This window comes from Amycolatopsis sp. cmx-8-4 (assembly GCF_046548675.1).
Taxonomy (GTDB): domain Bacteria; phylum Actinomycetota; class Actinomycetes; order Mycobacteriales; family Pseudonocardiaceae; genus Amycolatopsis.
In genome coordinates, this window is record NZ_JAEBDZ010000015.1 from 122,353 (window position 1) to 144,160 (window position 21,808).

At 73.0% G+C, this 21,808-nt stretch carries 19 protein-coding genes; 11 read left to right on the forward strand and 8 right to left on the reverse strand.

Annotated features, from left to right (window positions below; translation table 11 throughout):
* Window positions 1-15: 15 nt before the first annotated feature.
* The 4 genes from ACLJQZ_RS29325 to ACLJQZ_RS29340 form a co-directional block, all read right to left on the reverse strand.
* Entirely contained in the window at window positions 16-345 is a 330-nt protein-coding gene (locus ACLJQZ_RS29325) for an ArsR/SmtB family transcription factor (protein ID WP_410623089.1), read from the reverse strand.
* Entirely contained in the window at window positions 345-779 is a 435-nt protein-coding gene (locus tag ACLJQZ_RS29330) for an SRPBCC domain-containing protein (protein WP_410623090.1), read from the reverse strand. Before ACLJQZ_RS29330 ends, ACLJQZ_RS29325 begins: the two co-directional genes overlap by 1 nt.
* 83 nt (window positions 780-862) lie before the next feature.
* Window positions 863-1,714: a siderophore-interacting protein gene (locus ACLJQZ_RS29335; RefSeq protein WP_410623091.1), complete on the reverse strand. Its 852-nt coding sequence runs from the start codon at window positions 1,712-1,714 to the stop codon at window positions 863-865.
* Window positions 1,715-1,742: 28 nt separating this feature from the next.
* Window positions 1,743-2,066, reverse strand: coding sequence for an MGMT family protein (locus tag ACLJQZ_RS29340; RefSeq protein ID WP_410623092.1), 324 nt, complete (start codon window positions 2,064-2,066; stop codon window positions 1,743-1,745).
* 172 nt (window positions 2,067-2,238) lie between these two features.
* Between ACLJQZ_RS29340 and ACLJQZ_RS29345 the strand changes: the two genes are divergently transcribed.
* Window positions 2,239-5,412 carry an ATP-dependent helicase gene (locus tag ACLJQZ_RS29345; protein ID WP_410623172.1) on the forward strand — a complete coding sequence of 1,058 codons (3,174 nt, stop codon included), beginning with the start codon at window positions 2,239-2,241 and terminating at the stop codon, window positions 5,410-5,412.
* Window positions 5,409-8,648 carry an ATP-dependent helicase gene (locus ACLJQZ_RS29350; RefSeq protein ID WP_410623093.1) on the forward strand — a complete coding sequence of 1,080 codons (3,240 nt, stop codon included), beginning with the start codon at window positions 5,409-5,411 and terminating at the stop codon, window positions 8,646-8,648. The genes ACLJQZ_RS29345 and ACLJQZ_RS29350 overlap by 4 nt, the downstream gene beginning before the upstream one ends.
* 136 nt (window positions 8,649-8,784) lie before the next feature.
* On the opposite strand, the gene ACLJQZ_RS29355 is transcribed toward ACLJQZ_RS29350, so the two are convergent.
* Entirely contained in the window at window positions 8,785-9,153 is a 369-nt protein-coding gene (locus ACLJQZ_RS29355; RefSeq protein ID WP_410623094.1) for a hypothetical protein, read from the reverse strand.
* Between the two features lie 91 nt (window positions 9,154-9,244).
* Here ACLJQZ_RS29355 and ACLJQZ_RS29360 point away from each other — a divergent pair, with 91 nt between their 5' ends.
* On the forward strand, window positions 9,245-10,324 hold the full coding sequence (locus ACLJQZ_RS29360; RefSeq protein ID WP_410623095.1) for a potassium channel family protein: 1,080 nt from the start codon (window positions 9,245-9,247) through the stop codon (window positions 10,322-10,324).
* A 115-nt stretch (window positions 10,325-10,439) separates the two neighbouring features.
* A complete protein-coding gene (locus ACLJQZ_RS29365) occupies window positions 10,440-10,886 on the forward strand; it encodes a hypothetical protein (RefSeq protein WP_410623173.1) in 447 nt (148 codons plus the stop codon).
* Between the two features lie 3 nt (window positions 10,887-10,889).
* On the opposite strand, the gene ACLJQZ_RS29370 is transcribed toward ACLJQZ_RS29365, so the two are convergent.
* Complete coding sequence (locus ACLJQZ_RS29370; protein WP_410623096.1) at window positions 10,890-11,969, reverse strand: neutral zinc metallopeptidase; 1,080 nt, start codon at window positions 11,967-11,969, stop codon at window positions 10,890-10,892.
* A gap of 194 nt (window positions 11,970-12,163) precedes the next feature.
* Here ACLJQZ_RS29370 and ACLJQZ_RS29375 point away from each other — a divergent pair, with 194 nt between their 5' ends.
* From ACLJQZ_RS29375 to ACLJQZ_RS29400, 6 genes are all read left to right on the forward strand, one after another.
* The gene (locus ACLJQZ_RS29375; protein ID WP_410623097.1) at window positions 12,164-13,342 is read left to right on the forward strand and encodes a hypothetical protein; all 1,179 of its coding nucleotides are present in this window, start codon (window positions 12,164-12,166) and stop codon (window positions 13,340-13,342) included.
* Between the two features lie 77 nt (window positions 13,343-13,419).
* Window positions 13,420-14,046 (forward strand): DUF4129 domain-containing protein, encoded by a 627-nt coding sequence (locus ACLJQZ_RS29380; protein ID WP_326946360.1) that lies wholly within the window; start codon window positions 13,420-13,422, stop codon window positions 14,044-14,046.
* Complete coding sequence (locus ACLJQZ_RS29385; RefSeq protein WP_410623098.1) at window positions 14,043-15,182, forward strand: DUF4350 domain-containing protein; 1,140 nt, start codon at window positions 14,043-14,045, stop codon at window positions 15,180-15,182. Before ACLJQZ_RS29380 ends, ACLJQZ_RS29385 begins: the two co-directional genes overlap by 4 nt.
* Complete coding sequence (locus ACLJQZ_RS29390; RefSeq protein WP_326946362.1) at window positions 15,179-16,150, forward strand: MoxR family ATPase; 972 nt, start codon at window positions 15,179-15,181, stop codon at window positions 16,148-16,150. The genes ACLJQZ_RS29385 and ACLJQZ_RS29390 overlap by 4 nt, the downstream gene beginning before the upstream one ends.
* Before the next feature lies 1 nt (window position 16,151).
* Window positions 16,152-17,444: a DUF58 domain-containing protein gene (locus tag ACLJQZ_RS29395; protein WP_410623099.1), complete on the forward strand. Its 1,293-nt coding sequence runs from the start codon at window positions 16,152-16,154 to the stop codon at window positions 17,442-17,444.
* 48 nt (window positions 17,445-17,492) lie between these two features.
* On the forward strand, window positions 17,493-18,248 hold the full coding sequence (locus tag ACLJQZ_RS29400) for an RICIN domain-containing protein (protein WP_410623100.1): 756 nt from the start codon (window positions 17,493-17,495) through the stop codon (window positions 18,246-18,248).
* Here ACLJQZ_RS29400 and ACLJQZ_RS29405 read toward each other — a convergent pair.
* Window positions 18,240-19,247, reverse strand: coding sequence for a stage II sporulation protein M (locus ACLJQZ_RS29405; RefSeq protein WP_410623101.1), 1,008 nt, complete (start codon window positions 19,245-19,247; stop codon window positions 18,240-18,242). The two genes, ACLJQZ_RS29400 and ACLJQZ_RS29405, sit on opposite strands and share 9 nt — an antisense overlap.
* A gap of 32 nt (window positions 19,248-19,279) precedes the next feature.
* On the opposite strand from ACLJQZ_RS29405, the gene ACLJQZ_RS29410 reads away from it, so the two are divergent.
* Window positions 19,280-20,299 carry an RDD family protein gene (locus tag ACLJQZ_RS29410; RefSeq protein ID WP_410623102.1) on the forward strand — a complete coding sequence of 340 codons (1,020 nt, stop codon included), beginning with the start codon at window positions 19,280-19,282 and terminating at the stop codon, window positions 20,297-20,299.
* 100 nt (window positions 20,300-20,399) lie between these two features.
* Here ACLJQZ_RS29410 and ACLJQZ_RS29415 read toward each other — a convergent pair whose 3' ends face one another.
* Window positions 20,400-21,503, reverse strand: coding sequence for a neutral zinc metallopeptidase (locus tag ACLJQZ_RS29415; protein ID WP_410623103.1), 1,104 nt, complete (start codon window positions 21,501-21,503; stop codon window positions 20,400-20,402).
* Window positions 21,504-21,808 lie beyond the last annotated feature (305 nt).

The window sequence follows — 21,808 nt, forward strand, 5'->3', positions numbered from 1 at the left end:
CTCCTGGGGAGGAAGTCAGTCCTGCTCGTCGGCCTCCGCGAGGCGCTTGATCTTGGCCAGCCGGCGGTCCCAGTCGGCGGCGAGCGAGGTCATCCAGCGGGCCGTCGCGTCCAGGGCTTCCGAACGCACGGCGTAGCGGACCTCGCGGCCGATCTTCACGCTGCCGACCAGCCCGGCCGAGTCGAGGACGGTGAGGTGCTTGACGATCGCCTGGCGCGACACGGGGAGGCCGCCGGCGAGGGTCGTCGCGGTGGCCTGGCCGTGGGCGGCGAGCAGGTCCAGCAGCTGACGACGGGTCGGATCGGCCAGTGCGGCCAGGACGCCGTCGACGACGTCGTGCGCCATTATTCGGCGCGTGCGGCGAGGGTGGTGAAGCACTGCTCCCAACCGCCGGTGTGATCCTTGACGACGTTGCGGCGGTTCTCATCCGACGTCGGCAGGGTGGCGAAGCCGCTCTCGACGACGCGCAGGCGGGTGCCGTCGCCCTCGGGGGTCAGGGTGAACTCGACGAGCGTCGAGTTGTCCTCACGCAGCTCTTCGCCGGGGAACGCGCTGACCCAGCGGTAGGCCAGGTAGTGCGGCGGGTCGACCTTCTCGACGCGCAGCGGGAACTCGCCGTGCTCCGAGTGCGTGACGACCAGGATCTGGCCCTCTTCGGCCATGGTGCCCTGGACGGTTTCGTCGTCGGTCGCCCAGAAACCGGGCTCGGCCACCAGCGGCCAGACCTTGGCCGGCTTCGCGGCGATCACGATCTCGCGTTCGATGCTGTCGGTGCTCATGGGCACTCCTTCGTCGTCTCATGTGCAATGCCACAGTTGCACATGATGGAGTGCGGTGCAACCCCAGGGTTGCGCTTATGGCGTCAGTCCTCGGGGAGTTCGCCCGCCTCCACCGCGCGGAACGACTCCCGGCTCGCGGCTTCTTCGCTCATCCCGAGCCGCCAGTAGCCCGTGAAGCAGATCCGCCGCTTGTCGACGTCGCGCTCTCGCACGAGGTGCCGTCGCACGAGCTTCACCACGCCCGCCTCGCCCGAAACCCACGCATACGGCGTCCCATTGGGGAAGGTCGCCGCGCGGACCGCCTCCAGCAACGCCTCGCCGTGCGGTCGCGCGCCGCGCACCAGCCAGTGGACTTCGACCGCTCCGCGCGTCTCGAACGTCTGACGTTCTTCGCGTCCGGAGATCTCGATGTACGCCGAAAGCCGCGCGCCGGCCGGGAGCTGCTCGATGATCGCGCCGATCGCGGGCAGCGCCGTCTCGTCGCCGGTCAGTAGCTGCCAATCGGTGCCGGCCGGGACGTCGTACAGGCCGTGCGGGCCCAGGAAGGCGACGCGGTCGCCCGGTGTCACGCGGGACGCCCACGCCGAGGCCGGGCCGGTGTCGCCGTGCAGTACGAAGTCGACGTCGATCTCCGCGAAGCGCGGCCGGTGCGCGCGCACCGTGTACGTCCGCATCGGCGGGCGGACGCCGTCCGGCGTCGCGAGGTACGTGCGGTACCACGACAAAACGTCGGAGCCGGTGTCCGGCAGGGTCGGCGTCTCCTGGCCGGGGAGCGGGAAGAAGACCTTGACGTACTGGTCCGGCGCCCCGGCGGGCACCCCCGCGAAGGTCGCCGCCTCGAACGTCACGCGCACCGTGTGCGGCGTGATCGGCCGGACCGTCGTCACGCGGGCCCGGTGGTACGTCAGTGCCGGTCGCTCCACCTGCGTCGTCATTAGGCGAGGCTAACCTAATTCATGGGCGTCAGAACAGCCCTCCCGGCTCGGAGTCGTCGGCACCCTCCGGTTGCCAGCGGTATTTCCGCAGGTCGACGCGCTGGCCGTCGGCCAGTACGCCTTCCTCGCGCAGTCGTTCGAGCTGGTCGTGGACCAGGTGCGGCGCCGGGGTGCCGTTGGCGCGCAGGATCCGGTGCCACGGCAGGTCGTGCCCGTCCTCGGCGAGGATCGCGCCGACCATCCGCGGTGAGGGCGCGCCGGAGAGCGCCGCGATGTCGCCGTACGTCGCGACCGTGCCGGCCGGCACCGACTCGATGATCTCCCGCACCCGCTCGTGCAGAACGTCGTCCATGCCCCCACTCTGCCCGATGGGTACGACACTTTCCGATGCCGCCTGTCGCACGGGCGGTGACCTTCACCGGACACGCCCGCGCTTAGGTGTGCCGGTGCGCCGCCCGTTACTCCGGACGTGGTTCCATCGCGGGGTGAACGGCAGGCGAACGGGACCGGCGAACGCGCGGCTGGTGCGCCCGCCGATCGCCGACCTGCCCACGTTCACCTGGGATTCCGGCGCTCGGCGCGTACTGTCCGCACCCGGGGGTTTCCTGCGGGTGCTCGGCGGGCCCGGCACCGGGAAGACGACGCTGCTGGCGTCGGCCGCGACGCGCCGGATCGCCGAGGGCGCCGACCCGGAGAGCGTGCTGGTGCTGACCACGTCCCGCAAGGCCGCGGACGCGCTGCGGGCCGGCATCACCCGCAGCCTCACCGCCGACCCCGATCTGGCGCGGCCGCTGCCCCGGACCGTCCGCGAGCCGCTCGTCCGGACCGTCCACTCGTACGCGTATTCGCTGCTGCGGCTGGAAGCGATGGGCGCGGAGCTCCCGGCGCCGCGGCTGCTCGCCGGCGCCGAACAGGACGTCGTGGTCCGCGAGCTGCTCGCCGGCGACCTCGACGAGGGCGCCGAGAACTGGCCGGAGCAGCTGCGCCCGGCGCTCATCGTCCCCGGCTTCGCCGAGGAGGTGCGCGACCTGCTGATGCGCGCGGCCGAGCGCGGGCTCGGCCCGGCGGACCTCGCCGAGCTGGGCCGCCGCCGCGGGCGCGAGGAGTGGCTCGCCGCCGGGCTCTTCTGGGCGCAGTACGAAGAGGTCACGCAGCTGCAGGGCGCCGGCGGCAACGCGCTGGGCGTCGCGAGCGCGCCCGCTCTCGACGCCGCCGAACTGGTCACCTCCGCGCTGCTCGCGCTGGAGGACGACGACGAGCTGCGCGAACGGGAGCGCACCCGCGTGCGGCACCTGTTCGTCGACGACGCCCACCACCTCGACCCGCTGCAGACCAGCCTGGTCCGGATGATCGGGCACACCGCGGCCGAGTTCGTCGTCGCCGGCGACCCCGACCAGAACGTCTATTCCTTCCGCGGCGCCGACGCGAGCCTGTTCGCCGACGCCGACCCGGACGGCAGCCGGACGATCACGCTGACGACGTCGCACCGGCTCGCCCCGGCGGTGCGGCTGGCGGTCGCGAAGATCGGCGCGACGCTGCCCGGGCTGTCCCAGCACCGCAAGATCGTCCCGCCCGCCGGGGCCACGGGCGGGAATGTCCGCGTGCGCGTGATGCCGACCCCCGCCGCCGAGGCGAGCTGGATCGCCGACCAGCTCCGGCGCGCGCACCTCGTCGACGGCGTGCCGTGGTCGGAGATCGCGGTGCTCGTCCGGTCGCCGGCGCGGACTTTCCTGGTGCTGCAACGCGCTTTGCGCGCGGCCGGCGTGCCGATCGGGTCGGCCACGGAGGAACTGCCGCTGGCGCGTCAGCCCGCGGTGCGGCCGCTGCTGGCCGTGCTGAAACTCGCGCCCTCGCCGGACCTGCTCGACATCGACCTCGCCGAGATGCTGCTGTCGTCGTCCCTCGGCGGCGCGGACCCCTTGGCGTTGCGACGGCTCCGGCGCGGTCTGCGCCGGCTGGAGCTGGCCGGCGGCGGGCAGCGCTCGAGTGACGACCTGCTCGTGGAAGCGTTGCGCGGCGGGGACATCCTCATCGGGCTGGGTGACGCCGAGGCCGAGCCGGTGCGGCGCGTCGGCGGCCTGCTGCGCGTCACGCACCAGGCCGTCGCCCGCGGGGACGGCGTCGAGCAGGTGCTGTGGGAGCTGTGGAACGAAAGCGGCCTGCAGGAGAAGCTGCTGAAGCAGACCGAGCGTGGCGGTTCGCTGGGCGCGCAGGCCGACCGGGACCTCGACGCCGTCGTCGCGCTGTTCGACGCGGCCGGCCGGTACGTCGACCGGCTGCCCCGCTCCAGTGTCGCTTCTTTCGCGGATTATCTCGGTGCGCAACAGATCGCGGGCGACACGCTCGCGCCGGCCGCCGTCCCGGCCGACGGCGTCTCGCTGCTCACCGCGCACTCCGCCGCCGGTCGCGAGTGGACGGTCGTCGCCGTCGCCGGAGTCCAGGAGGGCGCCTGGCCGGACCTGCGGCTGCGCGGATCCGTGCTGGGCGTGGAACGGCTCAAGGACCTGATGTCCGGAGTGGACGATGACGCCGTCTCCCAGACCGCGCCGATCCTGGCCGAGGAACGGCGGCTGTTCTACCTCGCGATGAGCCGGGCGAAGGAGACGCTGCTGGTCACCGCGGTGTCCGGCGAGGACGAACAGCCGTCGCGCTTCCTCGACGACCTGGAGGAGAACGGTGCCGACGACGGCGGCCTCGACTCGCGGATGAAGCCGCCGGGCCGGTCGCTGGTGCTCGCCGAGCTGGTGGGGGACCTGCGCGAGGTCGTCTGCGACGACAAGGCCGACCCGGCGCGCCGGCGCCGTGCGGCCAAGCAGCTCGCGCGGCTGGCCGACGCCAAGGTCCCCGGCGCGCACCCGAGCACCTGGTACGGCCTGCTCCCGGCGTCCACCGACGCACCGGTGCACCCGCCCGGCGACCTGATCCGGATCTCACCGTCCACAGTGGAGATCCTGACGAAGTGCCCGCTGCGGTGGATGATCGAGCGACACGGCGGGAGTGACCCGGCGCAGCTGGCCGCCGTCACCGGGACGCTGGTGCACGGGCTCGCGCAGGCCGTCGCGTCCGGGAGCACCGACGCCGAGCTGCAGGCCGCGCTGGACGACGCGTGGGTGCGCGTCGACGCGGGCGCGCCGTGGTTCTCGAAGCGGGAGCGCCGGCGGGTCGAGGGGATGCTGCAGAACTTCGTCACCTGGCTGGAGCGCAGCCGGGCGGAGCTGAAGGAAGCCGGCGTCGAGCAGGACATCGAGGTCGAGCTGCCGGCCGGGGGCGCCGACGAGGTGCGCGTACTGCTGCGTGGGCGGGTCGACCGGGTGGAGCTGGACGCCGACGGGCGGCCGGTGATCGTCGACATCAAGACGGGCAAGGTTCCGGTGTCGGGCAAGGACGCGGAGGAGCACCCGCAGCTGGCCGCGTACCAGCTGGCGGTGCTGCTGGGCGCGATCGAGGGCCGCACGGAAGCGGGCGGCGCGCGGCTGGTGTACGTCGCGAAGGCCAACAACAAGACCGGCGCGACCGAGCGGTCCCAGCCGCCGATGGACGAGGTGGGCGGCAAGCAGTGGCTGGACCTGGTCCGCGGCGCGGCGGCGTCGGCGGCGGGGCCGGACTACCAGGCGCAGGAGAACGTGGACTGCGACCGCTGCCCGGCGCGCGGCTGCTGCCCGCTGCGTCCCGAGGGCAGGCAGGTGCCCGGTCCGTGAGTCCTCTTGTCATCGCGAATACGGTCGAGCCCGCCGAACTCGCCGACGCGCTCGGCCTGCACCGGCCGACTCCCGAGCAGGCCACGGTCATCGCCGCGCCCGTCGAACCGTCCCTTGTGGTCGCCGGCGCCGGTGCGGGCAAGACCGAGACGATGGCCGCGCGCGTGGTCTGGCTGGTGGCCAACGGGATCGTCAGCCCGGACCGCGTCCTCGGCCTCACCTTCACTCGCAAGGCCGCGCGTCAGCTCGGCGAACGCGTCCGCGCGAGGTTGCGGCGGCTCGCCGGATCCGGGCTGCTGGACCGGCTCGACCCGTCCGGCGGGCTGCGGTCCACGGTGGTCGCCGGCGAACCGACCGTGCTCACCTACCACGCCTACGCCGGCCGCCTGCTGTCCGAACACGGGCTCCGGCTGCCGGTGCAGCCCGGCGTCCGGCTGCTGTCGGAGACGTCGTCGTGGCAGCTCGCGCACCGCGTGGTGTCCACTTGGGACAACGAGCTGGACACCGACCGCGTCCCGCCGACGGTCACCGCCGACGTCCTGGCCCTGGCCGGTGAACTCGGCGAACACCTGGTGTCCACAGAGGAACTCGCCGAGTACACGTCGTGGATGTGCCAGGTCATCGAGAACGCCCCGCGCGCCAAGGGGCAGCGGGCCGCGTTGCCGCAGAAGCTCACCGAAATCATGGCGGCACAGCACTTCCGGCTCGCGCTGCTGCCGCTCGTCGAGGCCTACCACCGGCGCAAGCGCAACGAAGGTGCGCTGGACTTCGCCGACCAGATGTCGCTGGCCGCGCAGCTGGCGAGCGAGTACCCGTCGGTCGTGCGCGGCGAGCGGGAGCGGTTCGGCTCGGTGCTGCTCGACGAGTACCAGGACACCGGGCACGCCCAGCGCGTGCTGCTGCGGGCACTGTTCGGCGGCGTCGAGAACCCGCCGATGCCGGTCACCGCCGTCGGCGACCCGGCCCAGGCGATCTACGGCTGGCGCGGCGCCAGCGCGGCCAACCTGCCGCGCTTCACCACGGACTTCCCGCGCTTTGACGGCGAAAAACTCGCCCCCGCCCACGATTTCGGCCTGCTGACGAGTTTCCGCAACCCGCCGGAGATCCTCGACCTCGCCAACGCGATCGCCGAACCGCTGCGGGCGCGCGGCCTCGGCGTCGAACGGCTGCGGGCGCGCGAGGGTGCCGGGCCCGCGGACATCGCGTGCGCGCTGCTGCCGGACGTCCGCGCCGAGCGCGAGTGGGTGGCCGACGCGCTGGCCCGGCGCTGGTACGCCGTGCAGGAGCGGACCGGCAAGCCGCCGACCGCGGCCGTGCTGGTGCGGCGTCGTGCCGACATGGCCCCGATCGCCGCCGAGCTGCGGGCGCGCGGGCTGCCGGTCGAGGTCGTCGGCCTCGGCGGGCTGCTGGACGAGCCCGAGGTCGCGGACCTCGTCTCGACGTTGCGCGTGCTCGCCGACCCGCTCTCCGGCAGTGCGGCGGCGCGGCTGCTGACCGGCGCGCGCTGGCGGCTCGCGGCCGCCGACGTCGCCGCGTTGTGGCGGCGCGCGGGGGAGCTGTCGAGCCCGGAGAAATCGGACGGCCCCGAGCTGGTCGTGGAGCGCGTCGAGCAGGCGGGGCTGATCGACGCGATCGACGAACCCGGCTCGCCGGAAAGGTATTCGGAAGAGGGCTACAAGCGGATCCGGCGCGTCGGCTGGGAGCTGGCCGCGCTGCGGCGCCGGCTGGACCAGTCGCTGCCGGAGCTGGTCGCCGACGTCGAGCGCACGCTGCTGCTGGACGTGGAGTCGCTGGCGCGTCCGGGATCCGCCGGGCGAGCGCACCTGGACGCGTTCGCCGAAGTCGTCACCGACTACGCCGAGACGGCGCCGACCGCGACCCTGTTGTCCTTTGTGGACTACCTGAACACCGCGGCGCACGCCGAAGACGGGCTGACCCCGGGTGAGGTCGAGGTGGTGCCGGACCGGGTGCAGGTGCTCACTGTGCACTCGGCGAAGGGCCTCGAGTGGGAGGTCGTCGCCGTGCCGCACCTGGTGCAGGACGTCTTCCCGGGCCGGCGGCGGTCGTCGTCGTGGCTGCGGACGGCGACGTCGCTGCCCGCCGCGTTGCGTGGCGACTCCCAGGACCTGCCGGAGCTGCGGATCGCCGACGGCTACGACCGCAAGGAAGTCCAAGAAGGACTCGAGCTGCACGAGGCGGGGTTCGTCGAGCGGGAGCAGTCGGAGGAACGGCGGCTCTGCTACGTCGCGCTGACCCGGTCGGAGCACGCGCTGATCGTCTCCGGGCACTGGTGGAACGAGAGCAGCAGCCGGGCGAAGGGGCCGTCGGAGTTCCTGACCGAGATCGCCGGCGTCATCCGGGAATCCGGCGTCGGGCAGCTCGGCGACTGGGCGCCGGAGCCCGGGCCGGACGACGAGAACCCCCTCGTCTCGGACTCGCGGAAGGCCCGCTGGCCGATCGACCCGCTGGCCGACCGCCGCACCGGCGTCCAAGGTGGAGTGGACCTGGTTTTCGAGGCGCTGTCGGCGTCTTCGGAAGAGGAAGAGTCCGAAGAGGACGATCCCGACGGCTGGCTCACCGACACCGACGTCCTGCTGGAGGAGTGGGCGCGCAAGGACGACCAGATCAAGCGGGTCCCGTTGCCGTCCCGGCTTTCGGTGAGCCAGCTGGTCGCGCTGGCGGAGGATTCCGCGCAGCTCGCGACGGACCTGCGACGGCCGTTGCCGATGGCGCCCAACAGTTTCGCCCGCCGCGGTACGGAGTTCCACAGCTGGCTGGAGCGTCGCTTCGGCGGCGACCAGCTCATCGAGATCGACGACCTCCCGGGCGCCGCCGACTTCGCCGAGATCCCGGACCCCGGCCTCGAAGAGCTGCAGACGCAGTTCGACAAGAGCGAATGGGCCGCGCGCGTCCCGCACGCCGTCGAGATCACGTTCTCGGCCGACGTCGAGGGCATCACCCTGCGCGGCCGGATGGACGCCGTCTTCTGGAATCCCGACGGCTATTGGGAAGTGGTCGACTGGAAAACGGGCTCGGTCCCGCCGGAGTCCCGGCAGGCGGTGCTGTCGGTCCAGCTGGCGGCGTACCGGATGGCCTGGGCGGCCCTGAAGAACGTCCCGGTGGAGCAGGTCCGCGCGGCGTTCCACTACGTCCGCGCCAACCACACGATCCGCCCGGCCGACCTCCTGGACGCCGAAGGCATCCGAAGCCTGCTCCGCAACCTCCCCGAGTCGTGATCGAAGAGTCGACACGCGTGTCTGGAGAGTCGACACGCGTGTCTGGAGAGTCGACACGGCGATGCCGGGGCCGGATGTCGTGTCGACCCCTCAATCACGCGTGTCGGCGTTCAAATCACACGTGTCGGCTTCCTGATCACGCGGAGTCGCGGACTTTCAGGGCCCACGCGATCAGGGGCCACTGCAGCGGGAGGCGGCCCCACGCGATCGCTCGCTGCGGGAGCGGGGCGGTGCGGGCGTCGACCGCCATCTTCACGTTGCCCGGGAAGACGCCCAGGAAGAGCAGGGCCGCCGCCAGGCCGCCCAGGCGGCGGGTGCGCGGGACCGCCACCGCGGCCGCCACCGCCAGTTCGGCGACGCCCGAGCCGTACGTCCACGCCCGGCGTGAGCCCGGGAGCGAGCGGGGGATCAGGCCGTCGAACGGCTTCGGGACCGCGAAGTGCAGGGCGCCCATGAAACCCAGCGCACCGGCCATGACGTGCGCGGGCCGTTGTGAAGTAGCCATCGGCTCATCGTTCCACGCGGCGGGCCGCCGTCCGGTTCGGCTATCCTCCGGGCGTGAGTGACGCTCGACACCTGCCTGCGGGAGCCAGTGCATGAGGGCCCTGAGGCGGCTGCCGCTCGGCAGTCTCACCGATCGGCCCGACCACGAGCTCGTCGGCGTCCTGCGGATGCCCGAGCTGACGGTCAGCCCCCTTCGCTCCATCATGAAGCGGGTCATCGGCGCGACCCTGGCGCTGCTGCTGACGGTGATCATCGTCTACGTCGACCGCGACGGGTACCGCGACGCCAACGGTGACGGCCTGTCCCTGCTGGACAGCCTCTACTACGCGACCGTCTCGCTCTCGACCACCGGCTACGGCGACATCGCGCCCGCCACGTCGTCCGCCCGCCTGGTGAACGTGCTGGTGATCACCCCGTTGCGGGTGCTCTTCCTCATCGTCCTGGTCGGGACCACCCTGGAAGTGCTCACCGAGCGCTCCCGGCAGGCGTTCAAGATCCAGAAGTGGAGGACGAAGGTGCGCGACCACACGGTCGTCGTCGGGTTCGGCACCAAGGGCCGGTCCGCCGTCAACGCGCTGCTCGGCGACCAGAGCGTCGCCCCGGGTCAGGTCGTCGTCGTCGACACCGACCAGCAGGCCCTCGACGCCGCGAGCGCGCTCGGCCTGGTCGCCGTGCACGGCTCGGCCACCCGGTCCGACGTCCTGCGCGTCGCCGCCGTGCAGCACGCGCGCGCGGTCGTCGTCGCCCCGAACCGCGACGACACGGCGGTGCTCGTCACGCTCACCGCGCGCGAGCTCGCCCCGAACGCGCACATCGTGGCGTCGGTGCGGGAGGCGGAGAACGTCCACCTGCTGAAGCAGTCCGGCGCCGACCAGGTCGTCGTCTCCAGCGAGACGGCTGGGCGGCTGCTCGGCATGGCGACGTCGACGCCGCTGGTCGTGGACATCATGGAGGACCTGCTCACCCCGGAGTCCGGGCTGGCCATCGCCGAACGCGCGGTCGAGCCGTCGGAAGAGGGCGGGTCGCCGCGACACCTGTCCGACCTCGTCCTGGGCCTGGTCCGCGACGGCGTCCTCTACCGCGTCGACGCCCCGCAGGCCGACGCCATCGAGCCCGGCGACAAGCTGCTCTACGTCAAGAAGGTGACGCAGACGGAGAAGATCGAGCGGTAGGTCCGGTTCGCCCGGCCGACCAGCGGACCCGAGACCGTGCCGCCTGGGTTTTGCCGTCGGGATCTGGAACCATGACCGCGTGCCCCCGCGACCCCTCGCCCTGAAGTGGCCCTCGGTGGCGATCCCCGCCGCGGCGGGCGTGCTCGTCGTCCTGCTGGCCTGGCTGGCCGGGCCCGGGCTGCTCGGGATCAGCGACGACGACCTCGGCGCGCCGGTGTCGGCCGAGGTCACCAAGCCGGCGCCGTGCGACCGGCTGGACCCCGTCGAGACCGTGCGGTTCACCGTCGCCGGCAAGACCCACGAGGGCACGCTCAACGGCTGCGGCCACGGCCAGAACGAGCGCGTCGACGTCGGCGTCCCGGACGAGCTCCCGGACCAGGGCACGGTCGCCGTCCAGGTGGCGGACACGTCGGCCGGCGCGTCGGACGCGCGGCGCCCGCTCGGGCTCGCGCTGCTGGTGTTCGCCTGCTTCTCGGGCGGGATCTTCGTCTACACCTGGCTGCGGCTGCCGCCGAAGCCGAACCCGGAACCGAAGGCCGCCAAGCCCGCGAAGGTCAGCTGACCATCAGCTGACCTCGGAGGACGGTGCCGCGAAGGTGTTGCAGTCGGAGATCCGGTTGCTCGTCGCGCCCGCCCGCCACCACGACGCGTAGTGCGCGTTGGTGCCGTGGTCGTGGCTGCGGGAGGTGTTGTCGCCGCGGGTCTCCTGGTCGTTCCAGGCCTTGTTGTACATGTCGCGGTTGATCGTGCCGCCCTGGTCGACGTGCGCGCCGAGGAACATCCCGGAGAAGCACTGGGCCTGCAGTTCCTTGCGCCGCGACATCTCGAGCCCGGCGGGGCTGTTCTGGCCGGCCTCGTAGATCTTCTGCCAGGCCGCGTCCATCAGCCCGGCGACCTCCTGGACGTGGTGGCCGTACTCGTGGGCGAACAGGGCCAGGTAGACGCCGGGGTTGTTGCCGTACTGGTCGGTCTGCAGCCCGCGGAAGGGCACGTACAGGTTGTTCTCGCAGTAGTACGCGGCGGTCGCGATGCCGACCTGGATGGTGCCGCACTCGGTCTCGAAGCTCGCGCTGGTCGGGAAGTGCAGCGCCGGCGGGGTGAACGGCAGGCCGTAGGCGGTGAGGAACGGGCCCCACGCCGCGTCCAGGCACTTGCTGGCGGCGGTGAAGAACGCTTCCGCGCCCGCCTGGGTGCTCTGCCAGGCCGGCAGCGTGCAGACGCGGTTCTGCAGCCCGGCGTTCGGGTCCTGCAGGATCGGGTGGTCGGCCAGCTTGAGGACCTTCTGCGGGCCGGTCGCACTCGGTGTGGACAGCTCGGTCGACGGGCCGGGCGACACCGACGCCGGGGCGCCCGCGCCCCCGGGCAGCTGTGAGGGAACGTCCTGGGACGACGGCGTGTCGCGGTAAGCCGGGTTCGCGAGTGGCGTGTCCTGGCGGTTGAGCGCCACGATGGCGACCAGCCCGAGCACCAGCACGGCCACGGCGCCGAGGCACACCCCGATGACGGCGGCCGGCGAACGACGGCGCGGCGCGGCGGGCACGGTGTGCGGGTGACCCAGCCACGCGGGAGCCGGTTGCGCATCCGGCACCGGCGGCGGCTGGACGGAACCGCTGGGCGGTACCTGGCCGTGGGGCGGTTGCGTCATCTAGGCAGTCCCGAAGGGTCTCGGTACGGACCGGGGGTACCCGATCCCGGCGTTCAGCCTACCGGGGGAACGGTGCCTCCCGCACCCGTCCGTGTGCGCAGGGTCGCGGCGCACCGACGTCACCCCAGGTCTGGCCGGGTACAACCCGCTCTGAGAGAGTGTCCGCAAGCAGGTACCGCAGGCGAGGGGCTTCGATGACAGAGACCGGTGGCGCGTCCGGCGAAGAGGGCACCGACACGCCGACACCGAGCCAGGGCTTGCCCCGGGCTCACGCTCCTGGATCGGGTGAGGCGAAGCCACCGGAAAGTCACGATCAGTCACCGCCGACGCCGCCGACCGGCTGGCAGGCCCCGGACCCGCGTGGTGCGCAGCCGCCGCCCGGGTGGCAGCCGCAGACCCCGCCGCCGATGCCCTACGGCGGGCCGCCGCCGCAGTACCCGCAGTTCCCGCAGCAGCGGGCCTTCAGCCCGCACGGGCTGGGCAAGCCCGGTGTGATCGCGCTGCGCCCGCTCAACATCGGCGACATCCTCGACGGCTCGATCACCGCGATCCGCCGGCACCCGCTGCTCATCCTGGGTGTCGGCGCGGTGCTGGCGGTGATCTCGGCCGCGATCACCTTCCTCGTGCAGAAGTTCCTCTACGCGGACCTGGGCGAACTGACCTCGGTCGCCGCGCTCGGCCCGGGCGCGACCGAGGCGGAGGCGCGCGACGCCATGTTCGGCGTGTTCGGCGACGTGTTCCTGGTGGTCCTGCCGACGGCGGCGCTCACAACGCTGCTGACGACGCTGCTCAACGGGTTCCTCGCCGCCGTCATGGGCCGCGCCGCACTCGGGCGCGAAGTGACCTTCTCGATCGCGTGGGCCGAGGTTCAGCCCCGGCTCCTGCCGCTGCTGGGCATCGGGCTCGTCTACTCGGTGGCCACGACGATCGGCCTGATGCTCTGCATCGTCCCCGGTGTGCTCGCGTACGTGTTCTGGGCGCTGGCCAGCGCGGCACTGATCCTGGAGCGCGGCACGTTCAAGCAGGCGTTCTCCCGCTCGGTCAAGCTCGTCAAGGGCTCGTTCTGGCGCGTGCTCGGCATCCTGGCGCTGGCCTGGATCATCGAGTACCTCTTCAACAACATCATCCAGCTGCCGTTCACCCTCGGCACCGGCGTCTTCCAGCAGGTGCTGAACCCGTCGGCCGCGACGGTCGTGCCGAGCACCGGCGACCTGCTGCTGGCGTCGGTCGGCCAGGTCATCTCCGGCACCATCGCGACGCCGTTCGTCGCGCTGGTCACCGTGATCATCTACCTGGACCAGCGGATGCGCCGCGAGGGCATGGACATCGAGCTGGCCCGCGCCGCCGGGGTGACGCCGCCGCAGGCATGGTGACGTCGCTGTGGTTTCTGGGGCCGAGCCCCAGACCCCAGCCGGGGGACAAGCCCCCCTGGACCCCCCAACAGCGCTGGGTGACCGACGTCCCGGTCGACATCGACCGGGACACGGCACGCCGGGCCGCGCAGGAGGAGCTGAGCGACCCGAAGTACCAGCAGGCGCGCCCGAGTGTGCTGCAGCAGGTCGCGCAGTGGCTCGGCGAGCAGCTGGAGAAGCTGCTGAACGGCCTGTCGTCGGTCGTCCCGGGCGGGATCTTCGGCCTGGTCCTGATCCTGGTTCTGCTGATCGTGCTCGTCGTCGTGATCCGGTTGCGCACCGGCAAGATCGCCCGCGCGGCCCGGGCGGACCGGCTGGTCTTCGACGGGAAGCGGCAGAGCGCCGACGACTACCGCCGCTCCGCCGCCGAGGCCGCGGCCGCCGGCCGCTACGACGACGCCGTCCGTGACCGCTTCCGCGCGCTCGTGCGGGCCCTGGAGGAACGCGCGCTGCTGGACGCCCGCTCCGGCCGGACGGCCGACGAGGCCGCCGCGGAGGCCGGGGTGCTGCTGCCGAACGTCGCGACCGAGCTGCGGCAAGGCGCGCGGCTGTTCGACGACGTCCACTACGGCGGCCGCGAAGGCACCGAAACGGCGTACCGCACGCTGACCGAGCTGGACGAACGCTGCCGCCGGGAACGGCCGGTGGTGATGGCGGCCTCGTGAGCACCTCCGTTTCGCCGGACGCGCGCCGGATCTGGCGCGGTTCCCGCATTCCGCTCGCCCTGCTCGCGCTGGTGGTCGCCGCCGGCGCGCTGCTGCTGCTCGGCCGCGGCGAGCAGACGCACGGCGCGCTCGAACCCGGTTCCTACGAACCCGGCGGCGCGCACGCGCTCGCGAAGCTGCTGGCCGATCAAGGCGTCGACGTCCGGATCGCGCACACGATCGACGAGGCGGACGACGCGCTCGGCGAGAACACGACGTTGCTGGTCACCCAGCCGGACCTGGTGCCGGCGAAGCGCTTCGACGCGCTGCGGCGGCGCGCCGCCGACGTCGTCCTCGTGACGCCGGGGGCGCCGACGCTCAAGGACTCGCTGCCGCTGGTCCGGCCGGTCGGCCAGAACGACGTCGGCACGCTCAGCCCGCAGTGCACGGTCGCCGCCGCGGTCGCGGCCGGCGACGCCACGCTCGGCGGGATCGGGTACGCCGCACCGGGTGCGCGCTCGTGCTACCCGGGCGAGGACGGCGGCGGCACGCTGCTGCAGCTCGCCGACGCCGGCGGCACGACGACGCTGCTCGGCACGTCGGCGCCGCTGACCAACGGCCGGCTCGCCGACGAGGGCAACGCGGCGCTGAGCCTGCGCCTGCTCGGGCAGCACCCGAAGCTGGTCTGGTACCTGCCGTCGGCGACCGACCCGGCGCTGGACGACTCGCGGAAGTCGATCTTCGAGCTGATCCCGGACGGCTGGTACTTCGGCGCCGCGCAGGTGGGCATCGCGGTCGCGCTGCTGGCGCTGTGGCGGGCCCGGCGGCTCGGCCCGGTCGTCACCGAGCCGCTGCCGGTCGTCGTCCGCGCGGCCGAAACGGCGGAGGGCCGCGCCCGGCTGTACCGGCGCGCGAAGGCGGCGGACCACGCCGGCGAGACCCTGCGCGAGGCGGCGCGGTCCCGGCTGCGGACCACGCTGGGCCTGCCCCGCGACGCCGACGCGGCGGCGCTGGTGACGTCGGTGAGCGAGCGGGCCGGCCGGCCCGCGAACGACGTCGGCGCTGTGCTGTACGGGCCGCCGGTGACCGGCGATCCCGCGCTGGTGCGGCTGGCCGGCGAACTGGACAGGGTGGAACGAGAGGTGGAGCGAACTTGAGCAGCGGTACCGAAGGGACGACCGGGGCCCGCGACGCGCTGATCGCGCTGCGCGCGGAGGTCGCGAAGGCCGTCGTCGGCAACGACGCCGCCGTCACCGGGCTGATCCTGGCCCTGCTCTGCCGGGGGCACGTGCTGCTCGAAGGCGTCCCCGGCGTCGCGAAGACGCTGCTGGTGCGGGCGCTCGCGGCGGCGCTGGACCTGGAGACCAAGCGGGTGCAGTTCACGCCGGACCTGATGCCCGGCGACGTCACCGGCTCGATCGTCTACGACGCGCACAGCGGCGAGTTCTCCTTCCGCGAGGGCCCGGTGTTCACGAACCTGCTGCTCGCCGACGAGATCAACCGGACGCCGCCGAAGACGCAGTCGTCGCTGCTGGAGGCGATGGAGGAGCGGCAGGTCTCCCTCGACGGCGAGTCGCGGCCGCTGCCCGACCCGTTCATCGTGATCGCCACCCAGAACCCGGTGGAGTACGAGGGCACCTACCCGCTGCCGGAGGCGCAGCTGGACCGGTTCCTGCTGAAGCTGACCATGCCGACGCCGTCGCGCGAGGACGAGATCGGCATCCTCTGGCGGCACGCGCAGGGCTTCGACCCGCGCAACCTCGCGGCGGCGGGCCTCAAGCCGGTCGCGGGGGCGGCGGAACTCGCCACGGCCCGCGAAGCCGTTTCGAAGGTCACCATCGGGCCCGAGGTGATCGGCTACGTCGTCGACCTCTGCCGGGCGACGCGGCAGCTGCCGTCGGTGCGGATCGGCGTCTCGCCGCGTGGCGCGACGGCGCTGCTCGCGGTGACGCGCGCCTGGGCGTGGCTCGCCGGGCGCGACTACGCGACCCCGGACGACGTCAAGGCGCTGGCCCGGCCGGCGCTCCGGCACCGCTTGGACGTCCGGCCCGAGGCCGAGCTCGAAGGCGTCACCGCTGACGGCGTGCTGGACCGGGTGCTCGCGTCCGTGCCCGTGCCGCGCTGACATGGCCGTCACCGGAAGGCTCGGGCTGCTGGCGCTCTTCGGCGCGCTGGTGGTCGGGCTGCTCCTGCCGTCGCGGGCCGGCCTGCTGGCCGTCGGCGGGGTGCTGCTGGTGCTCGTCGTGGTGGACCTGGTGCTGGCCGGGAGCGTCCGGCCACTGACGTTCGCGCGCTCCGGCGACACGTCGGTGCGGCTCGGCGAGCCGTGCGAGGTGACGCTGGTGGTGGCGAACCCCGGTGGCCGCGCGGTCCGCGGGCAGCTGCGCGACGCGTGGCCGCCATCGGCGAGTGCCGCCGACCGGCACGTCCTGCGCGTGCCGGCGGGGGAGCGACGCGCGTTGGTGACGGCGTTGCGGCCGTCGCGGCGCGGCGACCGGACGGCGGCGCGCGTGACGGTCCGCTCGGTCGGCCCGCTGGGGCTGGCGGCGCGGCAGGGCTCGCACGTGGTGCCGTGGACGGTCCGCGTGCTGCCGCCGTTCCACAGCCGCAAGCACCTGCCGTCGCGGCTCGCGCGGCTGCAGCAGCTCGACGGCCGCAACGCGGTGCTGATCCGCGGCCAGGGCACGGAGTTCGACTCGCTGCGCGAGTACGTGATCGGCGACGACGTCCGCTCGATCGACTGGCGGGCGACAGCGCGCGCGGCGGACGTCATGGTCCGGACCTGGCGCCCGGAACGCGACCGGCACGTGGTGCTGGTGCTGGACACCGGCCGCGTCTCGGCGGGCCGGGTCGGCGACGCCCCGCGCCTGGACGCGGCGATGGACGCGGCGCTGCTGCTGGCGGTGCTCGCCGCGAAAGCCGGCGACCGCGTCGACCTGCTGGCCTACGACCGGCGCCTGCGCGCGGCGGTGCAGGGTTCCTCGGGAGCGGCGTTGCTGACGTCGCTGGTCAACGCGATGGCGCCGCTGGAGCCGTCCCTGATCGAGACGGACGCGCGCGGGATGGTCGCCGAGATCCTGCGGCGCACTCGACGGCGCGCGCTGGTGGTGCTGCTGACGGGGTTGGACGCGGCGCCGCTGGAGGAGGGGTTGTTCCCGGTGCTGAGCTCGCTGACGTCGCGGCACGAGCTGGTGATCGCGTCGGTCGCGGACCCCCGGGTCGCGGAGATGCTGGCGGGGCGCGGCGACGCGGAGGCCGTGTACGACGCGGCGGCGGCGTCGCGGACCATGGCGGAGCGCGGCCGCGTGACGGAACGCTTGGCGCGGCACGGGGTCAGCGTCGTCGACGCGGTCCCGGAGGAGCTGCCGCCGGCGCTGGCGGACCGCTACCTGGCCCTGAAGGCCGCGGGCCGGCTCTGATGGGTGACTCCGGTGGTGGACGTCCGCCCGGTCTGTTAAGCCCGGAGGATGCTCAAGTTCATGGCGGTGGCCCTGGCGATCACTTCGGCACCCGCGGCCGACGGCGCTCCCGTGTACCTGGCCGACGGCGGGGGCAAGCTCTCACTCGCGGTGGCCGACGGCAAGCCCGTGCTGGCCGACGCGGGAGACGCGAGTGCGAAGTGGACATATGCCGGTCAACGCTTCACGAACGTCCAAAATGGACAGTGTCTTGCGGCGGCGAGCCCGGTCGACGGGGTCACGGTGAAGCTGGCCGCCTGTGACGCCAAGGATGAGCACCAGGCCTGGCGGCGCGTGGCCGGGCTGCCGGGCCTGGTCGAGATCGCGAACGTCGCCACGGCCCGGTGCCTCACCGCGGAAGGCGCCGTCGCGGGCGCGCGGCTGTACCAGGAAGTCTGCTCCTTGACCGGAATCCCGAACACCTGGGCCGCGGGCGGGCGCACCCTCGCCATCCTGTCCGGCAACGGTCAGCGCCTGGCGACGAAGGACCCGGGCGCACCGTTCGTGGTCCGCGTGATCGGCGAAAACGGCCAGCCGGCGGCCGACGTCCCGGTGACGTTCTTCGTCCGCGCGGCCCGCCCGAAGAACCTCCTGGTCTTCGAAGGGGGCGCGGAAACGGTGACCGTCAAGACGGGCGCGGACGGTTCCGCGTCGAGCCCGAAGCTGACGTTGACGGAGGTGGGTGAATTCGAGGCGCGCTTCGTCGGAACCGCCGGGCTGGACGACGGATCGTCCATCGCCTTCGAGGGCTCGTGCTTATGCTGACTCGGGCAGCGCGTCGCCGATGTCGCGCGCTTCGAGGTCGCCGACTTCGCCTTCGCGAGCGGCGCGGCGGCCGAGGGTGAAGACGTAGACCAGGAACGCCACCTCGACCACGACGCCGATCCCGACACGAACCCACGTCGGCCAGCCCGACGGCGTCACGAACGCCTCGATGACCCCTGACACGAACAGCACGCACGCCAGCCCGAGCGCCAGCACCACGACCGACCGGCCCTGCTCGCCCAGCGCCGCGGTGCGCGATCGGCGGCCCGGGTCGATCACCGTCCAGCCGAGCCGCAACCCGGCGCCCGCCGCGATGAACACCGCCGTCAGCTCCAGGAGACCGTGGGGCAGCAGCAGGCCGATCATCACGTCGGCGCGGCCCGCGGCGCTCATCGCGCCGATGATCACGCCGGCGTTGAGCGCGTTCATCCAGAGCGCGCCGATCACCGGCAGGCCCAGCGCGACGCCGAGGAACAGGCAGGTCGCCGCCACCCAGGCGTTGTTGGTCCAGACGCGCGCGGCGAACGACGTCGCCGGGCCGGTCGAGTAGTAGGTCTCGGCTTCGCCGCCCGGCTTGGTCAGCTGGTTCAGCTCGTCCGGCGTCGCGATCGACGCGCGCACGTGCGGGTCGCCCGAAACCCACACCGCGATCACCACCATCACCGCGATCGACGCCAGCGCGGCCGGGATCCACCAGCGCCGTGACAGGTAGACGGCGGCCGGGAAGCGGCGCGTGAAGAACAGCGCGACCTCGCGCCACGCCGGGTTGTGCGACCCCGAGATCGCGCTGCGGCCGCGGGCGACCAGCCCGGACAGCCGTCCGAGCAGCGCCAGGTCGGGTGCCACCGAGCGGACGATCGACAGGTGCGTCGCCGTGCGCTGGTAGAGCGTCACCAGCTCGTCGGCCTCCGCGCCGGTGAGCTTCCCGCCGCGGCGGCTGAGCTCGCCGAGCCGGTGCCACTCCGCCGAGTGCGCCGCGACGAAGACGTCCACATCCACCCGGTCACCCTATCCGTCGATACGCTGGCCCGGTGCACGAGGAATCCGAGCTGGTCACCGGCGAAGCCGTCGTCCTGGACCTGCACGTGGCCAAGCTCGCCAGCCGCGCCCTGGCGATGGCGCTCGACGTCGTCGTGCAGTTCGCGCTGCTGCTCGGCGCGGTCTTCGTGATGACGCTGGCCGTCCCGGCCGGCGACGGCTCGCTCGCGCTGACCCTCTTCCTCGTGTTCCTGGTGCTGGTGATGGTCGGCTACCCGGTGCTGTTCGAAACGCTCTCGCGGGGCCGCTCGCTGGGCAAGATGGCGGTCGGCCTGCGCGTGGTGCGCGTCGACGGCGGCCCGATCCGCTTCCGGCACGCTCTGACCCGCGGGCTCGCCGGGTTCGTCGTGGACTTCTGGACGCTCGGGCTGTTCGGCGCGGTCGCGGTGATCGTGTCGCTGTGCTCGTCCGACGGCCGCCGCGTCGGCGACTTCCTGGCCGGGACGCTCGTGGTGCGCGAACGCGTCCCGGAGAGCGCCGGCTACCCGGCGATCGGCATGCCGCCGGGCCTCGCGGGCTGGGCGTCCCAGCTCGACCTGACCCGGCTGCCGGACGGCCTCGCGCTGGCGAGCCGCCAGTTCCTCGCCCGGTTCAACGAGCTTCGCCCGGAGGCCTCGCACGCGCTCGGCTGGGGGCTCGCGCAGCAGGTCGGCAACGCGCTGGGGGCGGCGGTGCCGCCCGGGGTGCCGCCGTGGGCGTTCCTCGCGGCGGTGCTGGCGGAGCGGCGCAACCGCGACCACGCCCGGGCCTTCCAGGCGTACGCGGCGGCCCAGGCCCAGCAGGCGCAAGCGTTTGCGCCACAGGGTCAGGGCTATCCGGCGCAGGCGTCCGCGGGACTGGCGCAGGGTTACCCGGCGCCGGGTAACGCGGCCCAGGCCTATCCGGGGCAGCCGCAATCGCGGCCCTTCCCAGCGCAGGCGGCGTCACCCGAATACGCGGGCTCCTCCGAGCCGACCCCACCGCGCGGCACCCCGGCGGCGCCCGCCGAGAACCCGTTCACCCCGCCGAGCTGACCGGCCCCGGCCCCGAACGCCCCAATGTGGCGTTGGGTGCGTTGGACGCACCGAACGCCACATTGGGTGCGTCAGATGCACCCAACGCCACATTGGGGCGTTAGGAGACGTCGCCTCCGGACGCCGTCCACGTGTTGCACTGCTGGTTGCGGTTGGTCGTCGCGCCGTGCTGCCACCAGGAGATGTTGTGCTTGGCGCTGCCGTGGTCGCGTTTGCCGTTGCGGGCGTAGTCGTCGCCGCGGTCCTGGGCGTTCCAGGCCTCGTTGTAGATGTTCTTGTCGACCGAGCCGCCCGAGACCGACGCCGAGCCCAGGAACATCCCCGAGAAGCACTGCGCCTCGAGTTCCATCCGCCGGGACAGCTCCAGGCCGACGGCCGAGTCCGCGCCCGCGTCGTAGCGCTGCTCGCCGTAGGCGTCGGAGATGCCGGCCATGTTCTGCACGTGGTGGCCGTATTCGTGGGCGAGGATCGACAGGTACGGGCCGGGGTGATTGCCCCACGTCTCGATCTCGATCCGGTCCATCGGCATGTAGATCGTGTTGTTCGACGGGCAGTAGAACGGCGTGACGCCGGTGGTCGTGCCCCCGCTGCCGCACGGCGTCGAGGACTCCGAAAGCGACCGCGGCACGGACAGGTTCGGCGTCTCGAACGGCAGGTCCGCGCCGCCGAGGGCCTTCGACCACATCGCGTCGAGGCAGGCGATGCCGGACTGGAAGAACTTCGTGACGCTGTTCTGGTCGGTCGCCCAGCGGCTCAGCGTGCACGGGACGTTCTGCAGCCCGAAGTTCGCGCTGCCGAACAGCGGGTTGGTGCCGGTGGCCGAGACCGAGTGGGGGCCGGACGGCGTCTGGGACGTCGGCGTTTCGCGCCCCGACGTGCGGGTCTGGCGCGTGGTCGTCTCTTCGGTGGACGACGTCGCCGAGGTGGTTTCGTCGCTGGTGGTCTCGGAGTAGGTGTCCGTCGGGTACGTGCTGGAGTAGCCGGCGTCGGCGACGTGCCGCGAGTGCCCGCCGGTCAGCGCGACGGCCGCGATCACCCCGCCGACGACGGCCACGATCCCGATGATCGCCACGGCCACGATCACGCCGGTGTTCGACTTCTTCGCGACGTAGGGCCGGTACCCGGGTGCGAACCGCGGCCCGAACCCCATCGCGGGCGGCGGCCCGGCGTACCCGGGGGTGAAGACGGGAGCAGGCGCCGTCACGGGCGGCGGCAGCGGAGCCCCGCTGGGCGGCGGACGGAACTGAGGCCCGGTCGGCGGACCCGGCATGGGCATCCCACGCGTGCCCTGCGGACCTCGCGGATTCCACGGCCCCTGCGGCGGACGGCCGGGTTGCCGCGGCGGTCCCTGCGGACCGCGAGAACCCGGCGGCGAGCCGACGGGCAGCTGCGGATTCCGCGGTCCCTGCCCCTGCTGCCCGGGCTGACCCTGCTGACCCGGCCCACGCCCCGGCTGACCGGGCGGCAACGGCCGGTTCGCCGGTGGCGGCAACGGCCGCGCCCCCGGCG

Bases quoted from the DNA above. Each gene is read 5' to 3' on its own strand.
- ACLJQZ_RS29330 (WP_410623090.1), bottom strand. From the start codon at position 779: ATGAGCACCGACAGCATCGAACGCGAGATCGTGATCGCCGCGAAGCCG.
- ACLJQZ_RS29355 (WP_410623094.1), bottom strand. From the start codon at position 9,153: ATGGCTACTTCACAACGGCCCGCGCACGTCATGGCCGGTGCGCTGGGT.
- ACLJQZ_RS29325 (WP_410623089.1), bottom strand. From the start codon at position 345: ATGGCGCACGACGTCGTCGACGGCGTCCTGGCCGCACTGGCCGATCCG.
- ACLJQZ_RS29370 (WP_410623096.1), bottom strand. From the start codon at position 11,969: ATGACGCAACCGCCCCACGGCCAGGTACCGCCCAGCGGTTCCGTCCAG.
- ACLJQZ_RS29400 (WP_410623100.1), top strand. From the start codon at position 17,493: ATGCTCAAGTTCATGGCGGTGGCCCTGGCGATCACTTCGGCACCCGCG.
- ACLJQZ_RS29340 (WP_410623092.1), bottom strand. From the start codon at position 2,066: ATGGACGACGTTCTGCACGAGCGGGTGCGGGAGATCATCGAGTCGGTG.
- ACLJQZ_RS29335 (WP_410623091.1), bottom strand. From the start codon at position 1,714: ATGACGACGCAGGTGGAGCGACCGGCACTGACGTACCACCGGGCCCGC.
- ACLJQZ_RS29395 (WP_410623099.1), top strand. From the start codon at position 16,152: ATGGCCGTCACCGGAAGGCTCGGGCTGCTGGCGCTCTTCGGCGCGCTG.
- ACLJQZ_RS29375 (WP_410623097.1), top strand. From the start codon at position 12,164: ATGACAGAGACCGGTGGCGCGTCCGGCGAAGAGGGCACCGACACGCCG.
- ACLJQZ_RS29360 (WP_410623095.1), top strand. From the start codon at position 9,245: ATGAGGGCCCTGAGGCGGCTGCCGCTCGGCAGTCTCACCGATCGGCCC.